Source organism: Paenibacillus eucommiae (assembly GCF_017874215.1).
Classification (GTDB): Bacteria; Bacillota; Bacilli; order Paenibacillales; family NBRC-103111; genus Paenibacillus_AI; species Paenibacillus_AI eucommiae.
Window position 1 is genome coordinate 26,357 of record NZ_JAGGLB010000017.1, and the last position, 19,632, is coordinate 45,988.

Here is a 19,632-nt window from a genome sequence, read left to right on the forward strand (position 1 = left end):
TGTTTCTTGAAAAGATAAGGAGCGATGGCAATGAGAAAATCACTATTCATGAATGTAATGGCAATTATGATGATTGTTGTGCTTGTGTTAAGCGGGTGTACGAAGAGCGGAAGCAATGACGTAAAGGAAACACAAGAAGCTGTTTCGGAAACACCAAGCGGGGCACAGACGGACACGCCAACGGAAACAACCGCAGCACAAGAAAATCAGGATCCCGTTACGATCAGAATCCTTACATGGGACGACACGTACAAAGAACTGTTCAGCAAGTTCAGTCAGAAGTACCCGTGGATTACCATTGAATCTGTTTTTCCAACCGGTTCGATTATAGAGACGGCCATTGCGGCTGAAGCAGCTGGCACACCGATCGATGTGATCTGGATGGACGAGTTGGCCCCATTCGTCAAGGATGATATGTTAGCTGATTTGAAGCCTTATATGGATAACGATGAAACCCTTAAAACTAAAAAATTCGCAGACGGGTTCCTTGAAACATTTGAAATTGGCGGTAAACGCTATGCATCACCTTTCACTTACGTATCGACATGGGTGGTTGTGAATAAAGACATTCTTAAGAAGAATGGAATGGAAATGCCGGCAAACGACTGGTCTTTGGATGATTTTCGTGCCATGGCGAAGAAGGCAACCAATTCGGCGGATGGAGACTTTGGAGTGGCCTACAACCCTTCATTGATAGCCATGTATTTTCTGTCTGCAGTATCCGCAGCCAATGGCCATGCCGCTAATCTCGAGTTTATGAATGCAGATTTGACACAATCGCTCTTAAATACGCCGGCTGTATTAGAGGATGTAAAATGGTTGAAGGAGTTTGTCACCAAGGATGGATCCATAGCAAGCGATCAGAAAGCTGCTGAACTCGGATTAAATGCGGCTAATGATTTCCTGGCCGGCAAGTCGTTGTTCGATGTGGTAGGGGACTGGGTGCTTCCTACATTACAGAAGGATGCTAAATTTAATTGGGACATATTGCCGTTCCCTAAAGGGAAGGTACAGCAGAATACTTTCGGCATGGTTGGCGCCTTCGGAATTGCATCCGCGTCAAAGCATAAAGATGCAGCGTATAAATGGATCAGTTATCAATTTGAGCTTGAGGCCCAGAAATGGAAAATCGATCGGGGATCCAACGCCTCGGTTATGGATGATGAGGTAGTGGCTTATTACAACGAAACGCCGATGTGGAAAGGGAAAAATATTGATGCTGTAGTGGATACGTTCAAATTTGCATGCTGCGTATCTAATGCGCATAAGATTCCTGCATCTGCAGAGAATCCATGGACAGCAGTCATGCAAGTTGTATTTGGACCGAACGAGCCTGAAAGCTTAATCCCGCTTGCTGAGGCTTGGAACAAGAAAACGCTTGAAGTTCGCCAAGGGTTAGGCTGGTAAATAAAGGAACTGCACTGCACAGCAGAATACATTTGAACCATGCAGCCTTCATGCCCTTTCATTGCCTGAATCTTTAGGTAATGAGGGCATGGATGTTTTTTCTCTGAACATATAGGGTCGCACAGGATGGAGGGAGATTTGACCCAATGAAAAGAATTGCAGTTACAGGCGGTAATGGAAATCTTGGCGCACAAATTGTAAATCATCTATTGGAAAAAGATTACGAAGTAACGGTCTTGGACATAAAAGAGCGTCAAGATGCTGTACCGAAGAGGAACAAGGTCGTCACTAAAATTTTGGACTTGAACAATTATCATGAAGTTGAGCATGCGATGGCCGGGTGCGACGCGCTAATTCATATGGCAGCTATTCCATCCCCGGGAATCGTTGAACCGCATGTTCTATTTTCGAATAATGCGGTAAGTACCTACAATGTGCTTGAAGCGGCATGCAAGCTTGAATTCCAAAAAGTGGTGCTCGCATCAAGCGAATCTGCATATGGATTTCCGTGGGCTCACAGATCGTTGTCTCCGCTGTATGTGCCTGTTGACGAGCTGCATCCTCTAATCCCGCATGATGATTATGGTATATCGAAGGCTGTCAACGAAATCACGGGAGAATCATTTTTTCGCCGGACAGGGATGCAGGTTGTTTCATTACGCTTATCGACAGTAAGCACGCCGGACATATACGCATACTTTCTCAATTGTCTGAACAAGCCTGAAGAACTGAGAAGAATTTTATGGAGTTACATTGATATTCGGGATGCAGCGAACGCTTGTGTATTAGCCTTGGAGAAAAGCGGTTTAGGTTATATGGCGTTGAACATTACAGCAAATGACACATGCAGCAATATACGAACACAAGAGCTAATGGAGCGGTTTTTTCCAGATGTAACGGATATTAGAACACCATTCAGCGGATTCGAAGCTCTTTACAGCAATGAAAAGGCAAAGCATATTTTGGGATGGGAGATTGTCCACAATTGGCGTGATCCATGTTGATAGGATTGGATGCAAGTTGAATACGATAGAGTGGAGGAGCAATAAAAATGACAGGAAAACTAAGAGTAGCTCTTGGTCAATTCAGCACAGTTTCCGATGAGCAGGCTAAATTCGCCAAACAGCTAGGATTTGACAGTATTCAATTAAATACACCTGCCCTTCCCGGAGAAAATTGTTGGGAGTACGACGATCTTCTGCAATTGCGCCAGCGTTGTGAAGCCTACGGGCTAACTCTTGAAGCTATTGAAAATGTGCCGATGAGCTTTATGTATAAAATTATGCTTGGCCTGGACGGCAGGGATGAGCAAATTCGTAATTACCAGACGATCATCCGAAATATGGGTAAGGCAGGAATTCCTATTCTTGGACATCATTTCATGGCGGATGGAACGTGGCGAACCTCGTATACCGTTCCGCTTCGAGGCGGAGCCAGCGGGATGGGATTCGATTTAGACAAGGTGCATGTAGAGGAAACGAACCGCCAGGGCAATCTTGTGATTGCCCGGGATCCCTACAACAATGTACTGGATTCGATAGTGAAAAGCCCCATAAGCGAGGAAGAGATGTGGGCGAATTATACGTATTTTATTAAAGCGGTTGTACCTGTTGCGGAAGAAGCAGGGGTCAAGCTGGCGCTGCATCCCGATGATCCTCCTGTACCAAGAGTAGGCGGCATATCACGGCTATTCTGGAATGCAGAGCATTTACAGAGGGCGATGCATATTGCGGATAGCGACGCCTGGGGACTGGATCTTTGCCTCGGTACCAGTTCTTCGATGATCGGCGGAGTCGATACGGTTTACCATATGATCGATTACTTCGGGTCCAGAGGTAAAATCGTTTACGTACACTTCAGGGATGTGCAGGGTACCGTTCCCCGGTTCAATGAGTGTTTTCTGGGCGACGGAAATTTGAATCCGGTAGAAGCTATGAAGGCACTGAAGAAGGTCGGGTTTGACGGATTTATGATTGATGATCACGTGCCATGGACGGACTATGACAGCCCCTGGGGTCATCGCTCTCATGCCCATCAATCGGGGTATTTACAAGGAATTATTGCTGCGTTGGAGGAGAACTAACAATGATGAGAGTGGTAATCGGTCAATTTACGGAAATTTCCGAAGAAACGATGAAGTTTGGCAAACAGCTCGGCATCAACAGCTGCCAGTTGAACAGGCCCGTTCTACCGGGTACCGCCCAATGGGAATATGAAGATTTGCTTGCGCTGCGCTTGGAATGCGAGAAATATGGCATGAAATTAGAGGCGATCGAGAATACACCCTTTGATTGGTATTTAAAGCCGATGCTTGGGATTGAAGGAAGAGACGAGCAGATTGAGCACTACAAAACGACGATCAGAAATATGGGACGCGCCGGCATTCCGATACTGGGCTATCACTTTATGCCGAATTCCGTCTGGCGCACGCCTCGTAAAACAGGTCGCGGTGGAGCCATCGTAACTTCATTCGATATGGAATTGGCGATGAAGTATCAACCTAAGGCAGGCATAGACGCTGCTGCAGCCGATCCGGATATCACGGTTCAACGGCTTGAGGATGAGGGCCCTAACCGATTCATCTCCGAGGAAGAAATGTGGGATAACTATACCTATTTCATCAAGGCGATTATTCCGGTTGCGGAAGAAGCGGGGGTTAAGCTCGCCTTGCATCCGGACGATCCTCCGGTTCCTGAGCTTGGCGGGATCGGCAGATTATTTTATAAATTCGAAAATTTCAAAAGAGCGATGGAAATCGCAGATAGTGACGCATGGGGGCTTGATTTGTGTCTGGGGTGCTGTTCAGAAATGCCGGGAGGAGCATCCAGCGTCAAGCAAATGATCGAGTATTTTGGTCCGCTTGGTAAAATTCTTTACGTTCATTTCCGTGATGTCCAGGGGACGGTGCCTAACTTCCAGGAATGCTTCTTGGGCGAAGGGAATTACAACCCCGCGGAAGTGATGCTGATGCTGAAACGGAACGGGTTTAGCGGATTTATGTCAACTGACCACGTGCCCGTGATCGTGAATGATTCAGCTTGGCAGCATCGTTCTAGGGCACATGCGATTGGTTATTTGCAAGGATTGATAGAAATGACAGAGCTTAAGTAATGAGAGTGGTTTGGGGAGAATCCCAGGTCTATGGCAAGCGGCCCGCCCTACAAAGTCAGAGGGTCGGGCTGCCTGGGCGTTGTATTCTTTCTGCTTCCTTCGCTTTTGATCCCCTGAATAAATCACCTCGATAAAAAAGAACCGCCCATCCCCCGAAGGAGAATGAGCGGCGTAGGCAGCTTAGGGGTTCGGTTACGGCAAAATGTTCCCTGCGGCCATGTAAATTTCATACCATTCTTCCCGGGTGAGTCGAATGTCAGCAGCTTTGGCGCAGTCTTTCAGGCGCTCTATATTCATCGTTCCGGTCACAGGCTGCATATGGGACGGATGACGGAGCAGCCATGCAATTGCGATCGTCGTATTGCTCACTTCGTATTTGGCCGCAATCTCGTCGATCTTGGCGTTCAGCTTTGGAAACTTCTCGTTATCCAGAAACACGCCTTCGAAAAATCCGTATTGGAAAGGCGACCAGGGCTGAATTGTAATATCGTTCAACCGGCAGAAATCTAATATGCTGCCATCGCGATTCACAGCGGAATCGTCCAGCATATTGACATGAAGACCCTGCGAGATCATGTTGGAGTTGGTGATGCTAAGCTGCAATTGATTCGCTGCGATCGGCTGCTTGACGAATTTTTGCAGCAGTTGAATCTGCATCGGATTTTGATTGGAAACGCCGAAATGACGCACCTTGCCGCTGCTGTGGAGCTGTTCGAACGCCTCCGCAACTTCCTCCGGCTCTACCAGTGCGTCCGGGCGGTGCAGCAGCAGCACATCCAGATAATCGGTTTTGAGACGCTTCAAGATTCCGTCCACCGATTCCAGGATATGTGATTTAGAGAAATCGAACGCGCCTTTACGAATACCGCATTTGGACTGCAGCAGCACCTTCTCGCGCACGGATTCATTCATATGGATCGCGTCTGCAAATATTTCCTCACAAACGCCATCCCCATACATGTCTGCATGATCGAAGAAATTGGCACCCAGATCAAGCGAGGTCTGGATGAAGCGTTCCGCCTCCTGCTTGTCCAATGCTTTGATTCGCATGCAGCCAACCGCAATGACGGGTACCTGCAAATTTGTTTGTCCCAGTGGTATAGTTCTCATTTCCACAGCTCCTCCTTATATCGGCTATAATTTTTTAAAATCAAGTGAGATTGACAGCCTACGAATGATTCGATACATTACTATGATAGACCTTAACGTTAACTCTAAGTCAATAGACAAAGCACAATTTTTTCGGGAGGAAGCTGTCGTGGGATTTACGATCAAACAAGTAGCGGAAAAAACAAAAATGAGCGCACATGTACTGCGTTATTATGAGAAGGAAGGCTTGCTTCATCATATCAGCAGAGGTAAAGGGGGAATTCGTCATTATTCCGAGAACGATCTGGAATGGCTCGGATTAATCACCTGTCTCAAAAAAACCGGCATGTCCATCAAGCAGATCAAAAGCTTTGTCGATCTTAGCGCACAAGGCAAAACAACGCTGAAACAGCGCTGCGAGATGCTGCTCGAGCACAAAAAGAACGTCGAAATCCAAATTCAGGAAATGGGCAAGCATTTGGAGAAAGTGTCGGTGAAAATCGAGCATTTCACATCGCAGCATGAACAATATATGAAGGAACAAGCTCGCGATAACGAAGTTTCCAGCACAATGGCTTAGTTTCGGAAAGCCTCCAAGGAGCGGGCGACTGTGCTTTCCGCCGAGGTAAGATGTCCGGCAATATCAGGGGAAGCTGGCGCACGCTCCGGAACAACGGTCCCCATGCTGACGTCGGAGAAGCCTCCGTTTTCCGTCGTCACCGTTATTTTGGCAAAGCCGGGGGCTTTGCCGGTAACGTTGCCGCTGGCATCCACTTCGGCGACCTGGCTGTTGTCCCTGCTCCAGGTGACCTTCAGATTGGCCGCATTGGCAGGCATGACCGTTGCGCGCAGCTGCTCGCTTTTCCCGGGCGACAGCGTAATCGTTTTCTTGTCAAGCTTGACGCTGCTAACGGACGTTTTGTCGATATCTTCGATGTTCAACTTTAATTTCGGCAATATCCGCTCACTTTCCCGGTTTGCTGAGGTTTTGGGAAAATCTTCATTTGACTAGAAGGCGATTTTTTTCCATTATTATTATAGACTTGAAAACTATTTTTTTTTGATTATGATACGTTTTACCACAGTAGGAGACATCTAATGAAAGAACAAACATTACTTAAGGAACAAGGCAATAATCGCAGAGCGTCCACAGTGGCGGCGTTCTCCGGCTTCTATAAATTTCTAGTGAGATTTCGGATTTTGATCATTGGAATCCTGCTGGGACTTTTGTCGCTTGTGGCTATCGGGGCCTACTGGATAAGTTCTCTTGATATTGAGAAGCTTGTAGTTCCAACGTTAGCCCCGACTCTATTGATAGATAGGAATGGGGAGCCGAGCTCCCAGATGAGTTCCGTTAAAATCGACTCTATATCGCTCGACCAAATTCCGCTACATATGCAGCAAGCCATCGTCGCCGTCGAGGATAAGCGGTATTTCGATCATACTGGAGTGGACGCTTTCGGCATCATTCGAGCTATGTTCCGCAATGTGAAGGAAGGTGGCGCTGCACAGGGAGGAAGCACGATTACTCAGCAGCTCGCCAAAAACATTTTTTTAACGGGTGAAAAAACGTTCTCACGAAAGCTGACGGAAGCAGCCTATGCCCTCAAGATCGAATCTGCTTATAATAAAGACCAGATTCTTGAAATGTACTTGAATCAAATTTACTTTGGAGAAGGTCAATGGGGAATACAGAGAGCCGCTAAGCGGTATTTCGGCAAAGATACGAAGGACTTGACGTTGTCCGAATCCGCCTTATTAGCCGCATTGCCGAAAGCTCCCAGTCGTTATTCTCCGCTTAAGAATAAGGAACTCGCGTTGGAGCGAAGGGATCTTGTACTCAGCTTAATGCGAGATGAAGGTTTCATTTCGAAAGTTGAGTATAACCAAGCGATAGTTGAGCCCGTTCAGGTACTTAAGGAAGCTCCTTCGGAACAGCAAAATTATTTGCTGGGTCAATATGCTTCATATACAGATGAAGTGATTGATGAAGCCATTGAATTATATGGATTTACTGAGCGCCAGTTGTTAGCAGGAAATCTTCTCATCTACACAGAACTAGACCCAGTCGTTCAGAGTGCGATGGAAAATACGTATCGTAATGATTCTCTGTTTCCCGAAAGCGCCCCCGATCAACTCGTACAGAGTGGAGCAGTTATTATGGATCCTTCTACTGGAGGAATTCGCGGAATCGTGGGGCAACGGGGCGAACATGTATTTCGCGGCTTCAATCATGCGACACAGCTTGTAAGACAACCAGGTTCGGCATTCAAACCGTTGATGGTCTACGGACCTGCTTTGGAAAAGGGCTACGATGCGAAATCGATACTGTACGATGGTCCGTTAGATATTAAGGGTTATAAGCCTAATAATGCAGATCACAGAACTTTAGGGCAGGTATCGCTTCGAGATGCAGTTATTCATTCGAGGAATATTCCAGCAGTTTGGTTATTGAACGAGATCGGCCTGCAAACTGGAAAAGCGTTTGTTGAGAAGCTCGATATACCGCTAAGTGAAGAAGATAATAACTTAAGTTTGGCGCTGGGTGGACTGTCGCAAGGGCTATCCCCACTTCAATTGGCGCAAGCCTACAGTGTTTTTCCTAATCTAGGGACAAAGGTTCCGGCGCATACAATAACCAGAATCACTACGACAGATGGACAAGTTTTAGCTGAAGCTAAGCTTCAATCGGTTTCGGTTATGTTACCAGATAATGCTTATGCAATGACAGAGCTGTTGCTCGATGTTGTCCGGGAAGGAACAGGAAAGAACGCGGCAATGAATCGTCCGGTGGCAGGAAAGACGGGGACGACACAGCTTCCGCAGAATAAACAGTTCGCAGGGATTACTGAAGGTTCTAAAGATGCTTGGTTTGTCGGTTACACGCCAGAATTGGTTGGGGCGGTTTGGCTTGGTTATGACAATACGGATAGCAAGCATTACTTAACCACATCAGGTGGACGATATCCGGCTTTAATCTTCAAAGAGATGATGTCATTGGCCTTAAAGGGTGTTCCAGTATCCGAGTTTAATAGTCCTGCGACTAGGCAAATAAATAAAGGGAATGTCCCTAAAGAAAATATGAAAGGGGATAAGGGGAAAAAAGATAAAAAAGATGAAAAGGATGAAAAGGATAAGAAAGATAAGAAAGATAAAAACGATAAGAAGGATAAGAAAGATAAGAAAGATAAGAAAGATAAGCAGGGTAAAGATAATAAAGAATGAAAAGGGAGAAAAGAGGAATAAATAACGACTATGCTCTCACAACGGCTAAGGCAAACAGACGATTCATCGAGTATGGAGAGGTGGAAATTACAGTCCCGCGCGATCGGCTAGGCGGGATTACTTTATTTTAATGACTACCTTTCCTTTAGCCCTTCCGCTTTCAAGGTAATCAAATGCTTGCCCCGTATCTTTAAAATTAAGCACTTTATCAATAACGGGAATGATGTGACCTTCTTCAATAAACTTTTTTATTACCTTTAATTGTGCTCCGCTTGGTTTCATGAAGAGGAAGTGATAACTCGTGCGGCTTTTCTTCTCGAGCTTTGTGATCTTGCGGCTCACAATGGATAGAATGGCCGTCTTCAACCAACCTAATTTTGCTTCTTTACCAAATCGGGAGTTGGGTAGGCCGGAGATGGATACTATTTTTCCGTTTGGTTTCAGTACTTGGAATGATTTTTCCAAGGCTGCTCCTCCTAAAGTATCGTACACAGCGTCATATCCCTTAAGCAGTTCTTCAAAATTCTCTTTTTTATAATTAATGATTTGATCGGCACCCAGTGATTTGACCAATTCATAACCTTGATCACTTGCAGTAGTGGCAACATAAGCGCCCATCAATTTGGCTAGTTGAATAGCGAAAGTGCCTACGCCACCTGATCCAGCATGAATCAAAATCTTTTGCCCTTTTTGAAGTTTCAAAATATCGTAAAAGGCTTGGTATGTTGTAAGTCCGACCAGTGGTATGGATGCCGCTTCTTCAAAGCTTAGATTCCGTGGCTTCAGAGAAATATCTTCTTCATGAATAGCCATATATTCAGCTAATGTTCCGATCCTGTCTTTGCGCGGTCTTCCGTAAATTTCATCACCAGGTTTAAATGCGTTCACGCGTTTACCAACCTTGATTACTACCCCAGAAAAATCATTGCCCAAAATTAAAGGGAACTCATACTTAAGTAGTAATTTTACATTTCCTTCCTTTATTTTAAAGTCGATAGGATTTAAGCTGGCTGCATAAATTTCTACTAGCACATCATGTTCCCCGATAGTAGGCATTGGTCTTTCAGTCATTATTAAGGGAACTTTTTTTCCGTATCTCTCAATAGTCATAGCCTTCATTTATATCACTCCAATTAGGGGTATTCGTTAAATATAGAAACTTATACGTTTAAACATATGGACCAATAATACAAAGAATATATCTTATTTTATTGAAGGATGCAAAGATTTATAATGAGCTTCAATAGCCGCAATTAAAGATTTGAGTTGTTCTAATGGTTTGCGGAGTCAGGACATAGTAGTTTTCTACAAAATGCCACCAAAACACATAGCAGTTCCAAAGATAAGTACATGTTATTGGAGCTGGAGGAGTGATAGGATAATGATGTTATGAGGGGGATCCAATCACAGGGGGTTACTAAAGTGAAAAAAATGATCTGGAATCGAGTTTTTCTAGTTGTGATGATGGTTATGTTGTTGACGACGAGCTGGCCAATGGGAACGAATACTTCTTATGCTCAAGCAGATGAAAGCACAATTTTCTTTGACAATTTTGAAAGTGGCGAAGCTGCAGCCTGGACCCCTGAAAGCGGAACCTGGGCTGCCGTTAATAGTACGGGAGGAATTTTATTTTCTGATGAATTCGAGAATGGAAGTGCTGCAGGGTGGACTAATACCGGGGGCGAATGGTCTAGCGTACAAGGCGAATCGTCTAAAGTCTATCAACAGAGTTCCATCAACGGGGGAGCAGAGCTAATTGCAGGGAGCAATGCTTGGACAGATTACTCCTTTGAAGCGGATGTGAAGCTGATCAGCGGTACTGGAGCGATGCTGGAGTTTCGGCATCAGGATAACCAACACTTTTACTATTTGTACATGAGTGAATCGTACATCAGGTTGATGAAACAGAACGGCAGCGCTCAAGAATGGTTAAAGGCATATGATGGTCCTTCTCTTGATGTCTCAAGGTTTGTTCACTTGAAAATTGATGTGACAGGGAATCAAATCCGTGTATTTAAAGATGGTGATTTGGTTATAGAGACTACGGACGATAACGGTTATTTTTCATCCGGTAAGGTAGCTCTCGCCTCATGGGCTTCATCGGCGCAATTCGATGATGTTGCTGTGACGGATCTGTCTGCTAATCAAGTTTATTCGCAAACGGAGAGCAGCGGCGGTTTTTCCCATACAGGGAATAGCACATGGGCTGATTACTCCGTGCAAGCTCAAGTTATGCCGACAGCCATAAGCGAGGATGGAACGGTTGGCTTAAGCCTGAGATATCAGGATAGTCTTAACAGATATGCTCTACAGTATATGGAAGCTGGGAAAATCCAGATTATCAAAGTAGTGAACGGAGTAGAGACAGCGCTTTCAGAAGCGGCCTTCAGCATGGAAAATGGCAAGTCCTACACATTCAAAGGTGTAGCAGGGGGGAAATACATCGACTTTTACATTAACGGCGTAAAACTACTGTCTGTAGAAGACAAATCGTTTGCAACCGGAAAGATTGCTTTGAATATGTCGCAGGCAGCTGCGGACTTCGATAATATCGAGGTACAAAAGGTATTAGCGCCTGTTAATTCGGAAGGTCATTCCGCTTACTATGTTAGTTCCAGCACTGGCGATGATGCCAACGATGGCTTAAGCGCTGAACGCGCATGGAAAACTCTTAATAAAATCAATATTTCGACTTTCCGTGCAGGCGATTCCATCCTCTTGAAATCTGGCGATGCATGGAATGAACCGCTTGTTTTGAAGGGCTCCGGCTCGAAGGAATATCCGATTACTGTTTCTTCTTATGGTTCAGGCGATAAGCCTGTCATCTCGTGGAATGCTCCGAATGGTGGAAGTGTTGTCACTGGATATAATTTGAGCCACTGGACGATTAAGGGGTTAGCCGTTAACATCTTAACATCTTCAACGTTGTCGTGGAGCAATATAACAGTAGGAATTAACGTTATTTATGATAATGCGCAGCGATATGAAAATCTTCGGATTGAAGAGAATGAAGTATACAGCGCTAATTACAACAGTAATAGCAACGGAATTATGATTTCGGCATGGGTTCCGGGAACGGACAACAAAGAGGTAGTCACCGGCGTTTCGATTAGTAATAATGAAATCCATCATGTAGGGTGGTATGGAATAACCACTTCTGGATGGGATCCCGTGAAAAGCGAGGAATTGCGCTCCCAGGTGCTTTATGGAAATTTTAAAATCAGCGGAAATTACGTGCACCATACTGCCAGTCAAGGAATTGTACTGCAAAATGCTCATAATTCCGTTATAGAAAGAAATGTTGTTCATGACGGAGGTCTCGGCGTGGACACTTGGGGGCCTGGAGGCTTATGGATCATCACCTCTCGGGATTCCGTAATTAAATTTAATGAAGTTTATAACATGAAGGACGCGGGATCGGGTTATGACGGATCAGGGGTCAATGTGGATTGGCACTGCGACAATATCACCGTGCAGTATAATTACTCGCATGATAACAAAGGCAACGGAATAACGACAATGAGTAATTACGGCACAAAAATATGGAATAACAAAGTCAGAGGCAATCAAGGGCAGCAAGCGAACGGGAATGGTCAAATCGCGCTCGGTAATTTTACGGGAAGACCCGACCTCTCATCAGGGGAGCATGATCTGGATGTCGCAAATAATATGATCATTGTAGACATAGACAACACGGCCGCGATTAACAGTGCTTCTAATCCCCATGGAACGTGGACGGGAAATAAGATTTATGATAATCACATTGCGATTGCAAGAGGAATAACGAACTTCAATGTTTTCGATATTGCTCCAAATACGAACTTTGATGTTATTGATCATAATTATGTCGCTAATGAAGCGCTAGCATTTAGCTCGATTTATCATGGAACAACATATACGGGTCTTGCGTCATGGCAACAGGGTACAGGGTTTGAGGGCAATACCCAAGTGCTGCCGATTGATGAATCGAGTCCTTCCACAGTCAATCAAGTTACCGCAACGCTTGACGGTTACGCGGAGTTATCCTGGTCGGCGGGAGAAGATCAAGGAAACGGGATACTGCATTATAACATCTATAGAAGTGAAGACGCGGCATTCACGCCAGCCTATTCCAATATGGTGGGGGAGTCCGCTACGACATCTTTTATTGACAGGGAAGAAGCAAAGCCAAACACGACGTATTATTACAAGGTAGAAGCGGAAGATCGGAGCGGAAATGTAGGGGCTGCTTCAGAGGCTGTCCATCTAACAACCGGACCAACTGTCCCGGAAACCGGGCAACCGAAGATTGTTGATTTCGTAGCCTTTCGCGATGGTTATCAATTAAATGTTGTCGATTTACCGACTATGCCTTATATTGCGGGAATACAACCCATTCAAAAAGTAGAGCTGTATGTGGATGATAGATTGATACAGGAAATGACGGCATCGCCATATGCCTATACCATAAAGGGCTTAAGCAATGGTGAGCATACTTTGCAATACAAGGTTTACGATATGACGGGGAGTGTTACCGAGTCGAGACGGATTAAAGTATACAAACAAGTAGCCGCCTTGCGCAGCTTATTCACACAATCTAAACCGATGATTGACGGCTCAATTCAAGAATGGGGTAAGCCCGAATTTGTCATGAATCAGAGAGCCCAGGTGAAAAGTATTGAGAGCACCTTCACTGATCAGTGGTCTCCGCAAAGGTTAAATGCTTCAGGGCATACCCGATGGGATGACGACAATTTGTATATCGCAATAAAGGTTAGGGAAGGCGTACACCGTTTGCCGATCACGAATGCAGCTGATTTGTGGAAAGGCTCCAGCATTCAGATCGCCATTGATCCCGATAGAGGAGCTGTTCCGGGAAGCAAAGGATATACGGAATTCGCATTTGGATTAACGGATGAAGGCCAGGCCGTCGGGTATCGTTACAATGCCATTGCTGGCAAAGCAGCAGGTGAGTTTACCGCAGGCGAAATGGAGATTTCCAGAGACGATGTGACGAAGTCTACGAGTTACGAATTAAGCATTCCTTGGGGCGAAATCATCCCGGGAGGAATTTCAGTTAAAGACGGTTCCGTCTTGGGGATCTCTTTACTTGCCAATTATAGTGATGGAAGCTTCATCAACTCGAACAACGGAGATGCCCGAAACGGATGGATTGAATACAACAGTGGGATCGGCGCGGGAAAAGCCCCGATTCAATATGGATATTTCATTCTTGGCAAACAGATATTTGAAACGCCAACGATTAGCGCGATAGCCGGTAATGGAGAGGCGCGATTAAGTTGGGGAGCGGTAGCCGGAGCAGCAGGTTATACCATTAAGTACGGTACAGCAAGCGGACTGTATTCGAGCAAGATTGATGCGGGAAGCGTGACCCATCATACTGTATCTGGGCTGACAAAGGGAATGACCTATTACTTTATTGCGGAAGCCTACGATGCATATGGCGAAAGCGGTCCTTCTAACGAAGTAGCTATCGTTGCTTTAGGCGAGGAAGTGGATGGGTCAGGTAGCGGAAGTTCTGGAAGCGGAAGCTCTGGAAGCCAAGCCGGCAACGTTCGCTCCAAGGTAGAGATTAAGGACGGGGCTGCTCAAGTGAAGTTGGAGAAAGGTCAATCAAAAGCTGTTGTCCTCTTATCGGAAATCGGGAATTATCCGCTTCAGGTGCACCTTGGTAAAGTGTCGATTACCGTAAGTCAAGAGTCGCTGGATAATCTCAGAGAACAATCAGGCTTTACCGCTGGTTCTGTGATTGAAGTGACCATGAGCCCTATTACCGATTCTGCTATATTAAACGCGCCTGCCAGCGGCAGCAAAGCTACGGTGAAAATCGCGGGTGAAGTTTATGATTTCGAAGTAAAACTCAAGACTGCGGATAATCGTGAAATCGCAACCGGTATAGTCTTAGGCGGCATTACATTATCTCTGCCTTATGATTCCGGTCAAGTCGATCAGAAGCTTCTCGGTATTTACTATTTCGATAAGACGAAGAAGCAATGGGAATATGCCGGCGGTGAAATCGATGAGGTCATGAATCAAGTGAAGGTAACGCTACAGCATCTTAGCGTATACTCGGTTATGGAGTATAACAGAACTTTCAGCGATGTGAAGGATGATTACTGGGCGAAGCGGGTGCTTCAAATACTGGCAGCGAAGCATATTGTCAATGGTGTGGATGAGTCGAGATTTGACCCTGAAGGAAAAATGACGAGAGCAGAATTCGTAACTTTATTGGCGAATGCTTTAAACCTGGAATCCGGCGGTGCGAACAATACGTTCATCGACGTAAAAACGGATGCATGGTATGCAGATAGTGTTGCAGCAGCAGTCAAAGCCGGGATCACTTCAGGGATAAGCGTAAATCAGTTTGCTCCAGACAAATTAATAAGCCGAGCGGAAATGGTCGTGATGATCGTGCGTTCGGCCGGCATTCAGCCAAAGTCGATGGCGACAGTTAGTTATGCCGATGCGCATGATATTCCGGGATGGGCACTACCGTATGTTGCTGCTGCCGGAGAAGCGAACTTGGTGCAAGGAAGAGGAAGTAACTTGTTCGCTCCTCAGAGCAAGGCAACGCGTGCAGAAGCTGCCCAACTCGTTTACAATCTATTGAATAAATAAAGGGGGCGATGGCACATGTTGCTGCACGAAGGACAGAAGATCGTATTTATTGGCGACAGCATTACCGATTGCGGCAGGAAAGATGATCCTGAAAATATGGGAGGCGGATATGTACGCGTCATTCGGGATTACTTATCCATCGTACGTCCGGAGATCTCTTTGCAGGTAGAGAACCGGGGGATAAGCGGTGAGACGATATTGGATCTAAAGGCGCGCTGGAATGAAGATATAATCGAGTTAAGGCCGGACTGGCTGTCAGTATCTATTGGCATAAATGATGAATGGAAAAACGTCAGCTGTGATGATTTCAGGGATACCTACAGGGAATTATTGCTTGAAACAAAAAGCAAAACGGGGTCATCCTTGATATTAATGGAAACGACGATCCTATCCGAAGATTCGAACGACGGGAAGAATGAACGTCTTCTTCCCTATAATCGAATAATAAGGGAAGTCGCAGCGGAATTCGAGGCCATTCTCGTGCCTCAGTTTCAGTCATTTACGGCATACTTAAGGGAGCAACGCGGGAAAACGCTAACCGTGGATCAAGTTCACATGAATTCGACAGGGAATTTGTTAATGGCTCTCAACTGGTTGAAGGCTTGCGGGTTCGCACAATAAAAACACATAAAAGCACATCCGATTTCACAGCAAAAATACATAGACGAACCGATGGTATTGTGAGACTATAGAGTCGTTAGCCCTTGTCCGAACTGCTGAGAAATTGAGAAATTGTTGCTATCATCATGTGTCTCGGAGGACCTCATGTTTAAAGAACTGGTATCTTATACAAGGAAGTATAGATTAAGCTTTCGCATGATCCTCACAAATATTTGTATTGCCGTTTTGCCCATTCTCCTTCTAGGGACAGTGGGCTATTTTTCTTATATTAATATTATGAAAAAGAACGCACTCGATAATATTAATATTTTCGTGACGCAAACTAACAACCGGTTCGACGAATATTTTTACCGGATGGATCAGCTTTCAAAGTCAATTTTCTTTAACCGGAACGTTCAGGCCATTATGCTGGAGAATAAATCATGGCAGGAATCCGATATTTTGCTGAGAAACTTAAACTCGTACTTGTCACTGGAACCTGCCTTGAACTCCATCGGCATGATTAGTACAAAAGATTTCAGCTTAGTATCAACCGGAGAATTACTTATGCAACCTATGGTTGCGTATTTGAAAGAGATGCAAAATAAGAACAGACTAAGCGATAAGCTGCAGATTTCCCCTCCATTTTTAAAAGACCAGGGCATACTGGCGTTCAGGAAGGTTAAATCCGTTCTTCCAAACCGATACCTGCAGGAAATTTACATAGGCGTTTTGTTGTTGGATACGGAATGGATACAGCAAATATTACGCTCAGCGAATTTGGCGGATAAAGCAGAGCTCTATATTATGAACGATAGCGGCGATCTCATTGGCTCTTCGACTAATAATCCTGATTTTGTACAACTATATGCCCAGGCTAGAGCGAATCAGGATCACAAAGTCATCGATTTTCAAATGAACGGCATCAATTACTTGTACCAGTCACTCCCGATCAAAAGTTTGGGTTGGAAGTTCGTTGCATTAATCAATGAGGATAAGCTGGTGGGAAAGGCATCTATCATTCAGTATATCGTGATTGCGGCTATAGCGATCATGGTTCTAATCGTCATCTGGGTCGCGATCTCCTTTAATATTCGTTTAACCCATCCCATCACTAAGATGGCCGATATTTTCGATAGTGCAGCGAGTGGTGACCTGGATGTCCGGTTGAGATTCGGCTATAAGAATGAAATCACAATCATTCAGGACCACTACAACAATATGATGAATGAAATCAAGAAGCTTACGGACAATCTGCTGCAATCACAGCAGCAGCTCTATGAAACGGAAATGGAGAAACGAATGTTTCAGTTAAACGGTCTCCAAAGCCAAATTAATTCTCATTTTCTTTATAACGTACTTCACTCTATAAGAGGCATGGCCTTGTCCAACGCACGGAGGGAGGTAGCTGTAGCAATTGACAATCTCGTCTCTTATTTCCGCTACATTACGCGTACGGATGAATTTGTTCTGCTGCACAAAGAGCTTGAGCATCTGGAGCGATACATAGATATTCAAAAAATAAGGTTTGGAGAACGGCTGCAGTTTAAAGTAATCATTGATCAGGGTCTCGGAGCCCATTCGATTGTGAAGCTCATTCTTCAGCCGCTTGTGGAGAACGCCATATTTCATGGTCTCGAAGGAAAGACAGGACGATGGATCATTCACATCCATGCGACTGTCGAAGAGGAGAATCAATTGCTGATCAAGGTGATGGATAACGGAATCGGCATGAGCGAGGAACGCTTGATGCGGATGCATCTAGAGTTTGAAAGCATGAATAAGAGTTCATCCGAAACCTCAGGGCTGGGGCAAGGGATCGGGTTAGTCAATATTCATAAGAGAATTCAAATCTATTATGGAAAGCCCTATGGACTATCCATCAAGAGCTGGAAAAATAGGGGCACGGTTGTGACGGTCAGCGTACCGCTTAAAACGAAAGGGTGAGTAAACGATGTACAAGCTGATCCTCGTTGATGATGAGCCATGGATATTGAAGGATATGGAACAAATTGTGGATTGGGAAGCACTAGGCTTTCAAATTGTAGCGAAATTAAACGATGTACATATGGCTGAAAGCCTGTTGAAACGGCAATCGATCGATGTCGTGATCAGCGACATTCGTATGCCAGGGAAAAGCGGCCTGGATTTATTATCTTTCGTAAACCGTGTATCTCCCCATACGTTGATGGTATTCATGAGCGCATACAGTGAATTTAGCTACGCGAAAAAAGCGCTGGAGCTTGGCTGCTTTGCCTATCTGCTTAAACCTGTCAACGAACAGGAATTGCAGGATACATTAAATAAGTGCAGCAATCGGTTAGCTGAACGTGATCGTGACCTGCGCGTACTTCAAACCTACCACAACTCCATGCTGTTTTTGGAAATGATCGAGAAGGGATTAACCGTACAGCAAGTATCCAAGCTGTTGAAAGGTTTGGGCGTTGAAATGAGAAGTGGAGCAGGATACGCCTTTGCTATCGTTAAAAGCAAAACAGCCATATCGGAGCAATCTTTGCTGAATTCGGATCGATTGCTGCAAGAGCATGACGTTGCCTTTTTTCGTGCCATGGCAAGTCCACTCAAGTGGACGTATTTATTAAGTCATTCCGACATGGATTCGAATACGGTTAAGTCATTGTATAAACGCGTACTAGCCATGGCTGCAGAGCATCAATGGGATGTAGGAATAAGTGTGTCTAACGTCTCCGACAGTCAAATCGCGAAATATTACAACCAGGCGAATATGATGGCTGACACCTCAAGCTTGAACCGCAGGATAGGCGTTTACCGCTATAGGCCGAGAGTAAACGCGGCATTGCCTTCTATCATGGAGCGGATAGGCAAAGCAAAAAAGCTTGAGCATCTGGAAGCGGCGTTATTCGATTTGCATAGAGGAATCGCCAAAGATCAAATTCATTTAAGTGGGCTTGCTGAAATCTATAATTTTTTTGTCGTGGTGATCAAGAACTTCTCTTCGTCGGCCCAATCATTCGCTGAGGACTCCATTTCTGTCCAAGATCTGGTCCTCCACTATGGAAATCCACATGATCTGCTTGTACAGATGAGGATGTTAATTGACGAGCATAAGAAGAAACCGCCGGAGGTAACAACACTTCCAATCGTTGAGGAGATTATTAAGGATATCGAGCGACGATATGCACACAAAATATCTCTCAAAGAATTTGCCCAGCAGTACTTTATTAGCCCAAACTATTTGAGTCATCTGTTTAAACAGGAGAAGGGCCAAAGCTTTATCCATTTCCTCATTCAAAAAAGGCTTGATGCGGCTATTACGCTATTGAAAGAGGATATATCGCTTTATGAAGTAGGAAAATTAGTCGGGTATGAAGATTATGCCCATTTCAGCAAGCTATTCAAGAAACATCTCGGCCAATCGCCGCTAGAGTACAAACAGAGCTTTGACAATAAAAACATCGTTCACAAGAAACTACAATCAAATCTCTTTGATTAACACATAGAAATGCAATCGAGCCCATGTCACAATGAATACATCTATCAAGAATCGAGGGTGAATGGAGGCTTCCAACGGAATTTACGACACGTCTATTTGAATTGAAC

Annotated in this window: 13 protein-coding genes; 10 read left to right on the forward strand and 3 right to left on the reverse strand. The window is 45.0% G+C overall.

What is annotated here, in order from left to right; all coding sequences use genetic code 11:
• Positions 1 to 30 precede the first annotated feature (30 nt).
• The 4 genes from J2Z66_RS22750 (at position 31) to J2Z66_RS22765 (ending at position 4,518) form a co-directional block, all read left to right on the forward strand.
• On the forward strand, positions 31 to 1,407 hold the full coding sequence (locus J2Z66_RS22750; RefSeq protein WP_209974686.1) for an extracellular solute-binding protein: 1,377 nt from the start codon (positions 31 to 33) through the stop codon (positions 1,405 to 1,407).
• A 146-nt stretch (positions 1,408 to 1,553) separates the two neighbouring features.
• Entirely contained in the window at positions 1,554 to 2,411 is an 858-nt protein-coding gene (locus J2Z66_RS22755; RefSeq protein WP_209974688.1) for an NAD-dependent epimerase/dehydratase family protein, read from the forward strand.
• A 47-nt stretch (positions 2,412 to 2,458) separates the two neighbouring features.
• Positions 2,459 to 3,490 (forward strand): mannonate dehydratase, encoded by a 1,032-nt coding sequence (locus tag J2Z66_RS22760; RefSeq protein ID WP_209974690.1) that lies wholly within the window; start codon positions 2,459 to 2,461, stop codon positions 3,488 to 3,490.
• Positions 3,491 to 3,492: 2 nt separating this feature from the next.
• On the forward strand, positions 3,493 to 4,518 hold the full coding sequence (locus J2Z66_RS22765; protein ID WP_209974692.1) for a mannonate dehydratase: 1,026 nt from the start codon (positions 3,493 to 3,495) through the stop codon (positions 4,516 to 4,518).
• A gap of 192 nt (positions 4,519 to 4,710) precedes the next feature.
• Here J2Z66_RS22765 and J2Z66_RS22770 read toward each other — a convergent pair whose 3' ends face one another.
• On the reverse strand, positions 4,711 to 5,628 hold the full coding sequence (locus tag J2Z66_RS22770) for an aldo/keto reductase (RefSeq protein WP_209974693.1): 918 nt from the start codon (positions 5,626 to 5,628) through the stop codon (positions 4,711 to 4,713).
• Between the two features lie 148 nt (positions 5,629 to 5,776).
• On the opposite strand from J2Z66_RS22770, the gene J2Z66_RS22775 reads away from it, so the two are divergent.
• Positions 5,777 to 6,187, forward strand: coding sequence for a MerR family transcriptional regulator (locus tag J2Z66_RS22775; protein ID WP_312894720.1), 411 nt, complete (start codon positions 5,777 to 5,779; stop codon positions 6,185 to 6,187).
• Here J2Z66_RS22775 and J2Z66_RS22780 read toward each other — a convergent pair.
• Positions 6,184 to 6,564, reverse strand: coding sequence for an Ig-like domain-containing protein (locus tag J2Z66_RS22780; RefSeq protein ID WP_209974695.1), 381 nt, complete (start codon positions 6,562 to 6,564; stop codon positions 6,184 to 6,186). The genes J2Z66_RS22775 and J2Z66_RS22780 overlap by 4 nt on opposite strands.
• 141 nt (positions 6,565 to 6,705) lie before the next feature.
• Here J2Z66_RS22780 and J2Z66_RS22785 point away from each other — a divergent pair, with 141 nt between their 5' ends.
• Complete coding sequence (locus J2Z66_RS22785) at positions 6,706 to 8,832, forward strand: transglycosylase domain-containing protein (protein ID WP_209974696.1); 2,127 nt, start codon at positions 6,706 to 6,708, stop codon at positions 8,830 to 8,832.
• 117 nt (positions 8,833 to 8,949) lie between these two features.
• Here J2Z66_RS22785 and J2Z66_RS22790 read toward each other — a convergent pair whose 3' ends face one another.
• Positions 8,950 to 9,951, reverse strand: coding sequence for an NADP-dependent oxidoreductase (locus tag J2Z66_RS22790; RefSeq protein ID WP_209974698.1), 1,002 nt, complete (start codon positions 9,949 to 9,951; stop codon positions 8,950 to 8,952).
• A 312-nt stretch (positions 9,952 to 10,263) separates the two neighbouring features.
• On the opposite strand from J2Z66_RS22790, the gene J2Z66_RS22795 reads away from it, so the two are divergent.
• The 4 genes from J2Z66_RS22795 to J2Z66_RS22810 all read left to right on the forward strand — a co-directional run bounded on the left by J2Z66_RS22795 (position 10,264) and on the right by J2Z66_RS22810 (position 19,525).
• Entirely contained in the window at positions 10,264 to 15,450 is a 5,187-nt protein-coding gene (locus J2Z66_RS22795; protein ID WP_245375770.1) for an S-layer homology domain-containing protein, read from the forward strand.
• A 15-nt stretch (positions 15,451 to 15,465) separates the two neighbouring features.
• Positions 15,466 to 16,071: an SGNH/GDSL hydrolase family protein gene (locus tag J2Z66_RS22800; protein WP_245375762.1), complete on the forward strand. Its 606-nt coding sequence runs from the start codon at positions 15,466 to 15,468 to the stop codon at positions 16,069 to 16,071.
• A 144-nt stretch (positions 16,072 to 16,215) separates the two neighbouring features.
• Complete coding sequence (locus tag J2Z66_RS22805) at positions 16,216 to 17,997, forward strand: sensor histidine kinase (RefSeq protein ID WP_209974702.1); 1,782 nt, start codon at positions 16,216 to 16,218, stop codon at positions 17,995 to 17,997.
• Positions 17,998 to 18,004: 7 nt separating this feature from the next.
• Entirely contained in the window at positions 18,005 to 19,525 is a 1,521-nt protein-coding gene (locus J2Z66_RS22810; protein WP_209974704.1) for a response regulator transcription factor, read from the forward strand.
• Positions 19,526 to 19,632 lie beyond the last annotated feature (107 nt).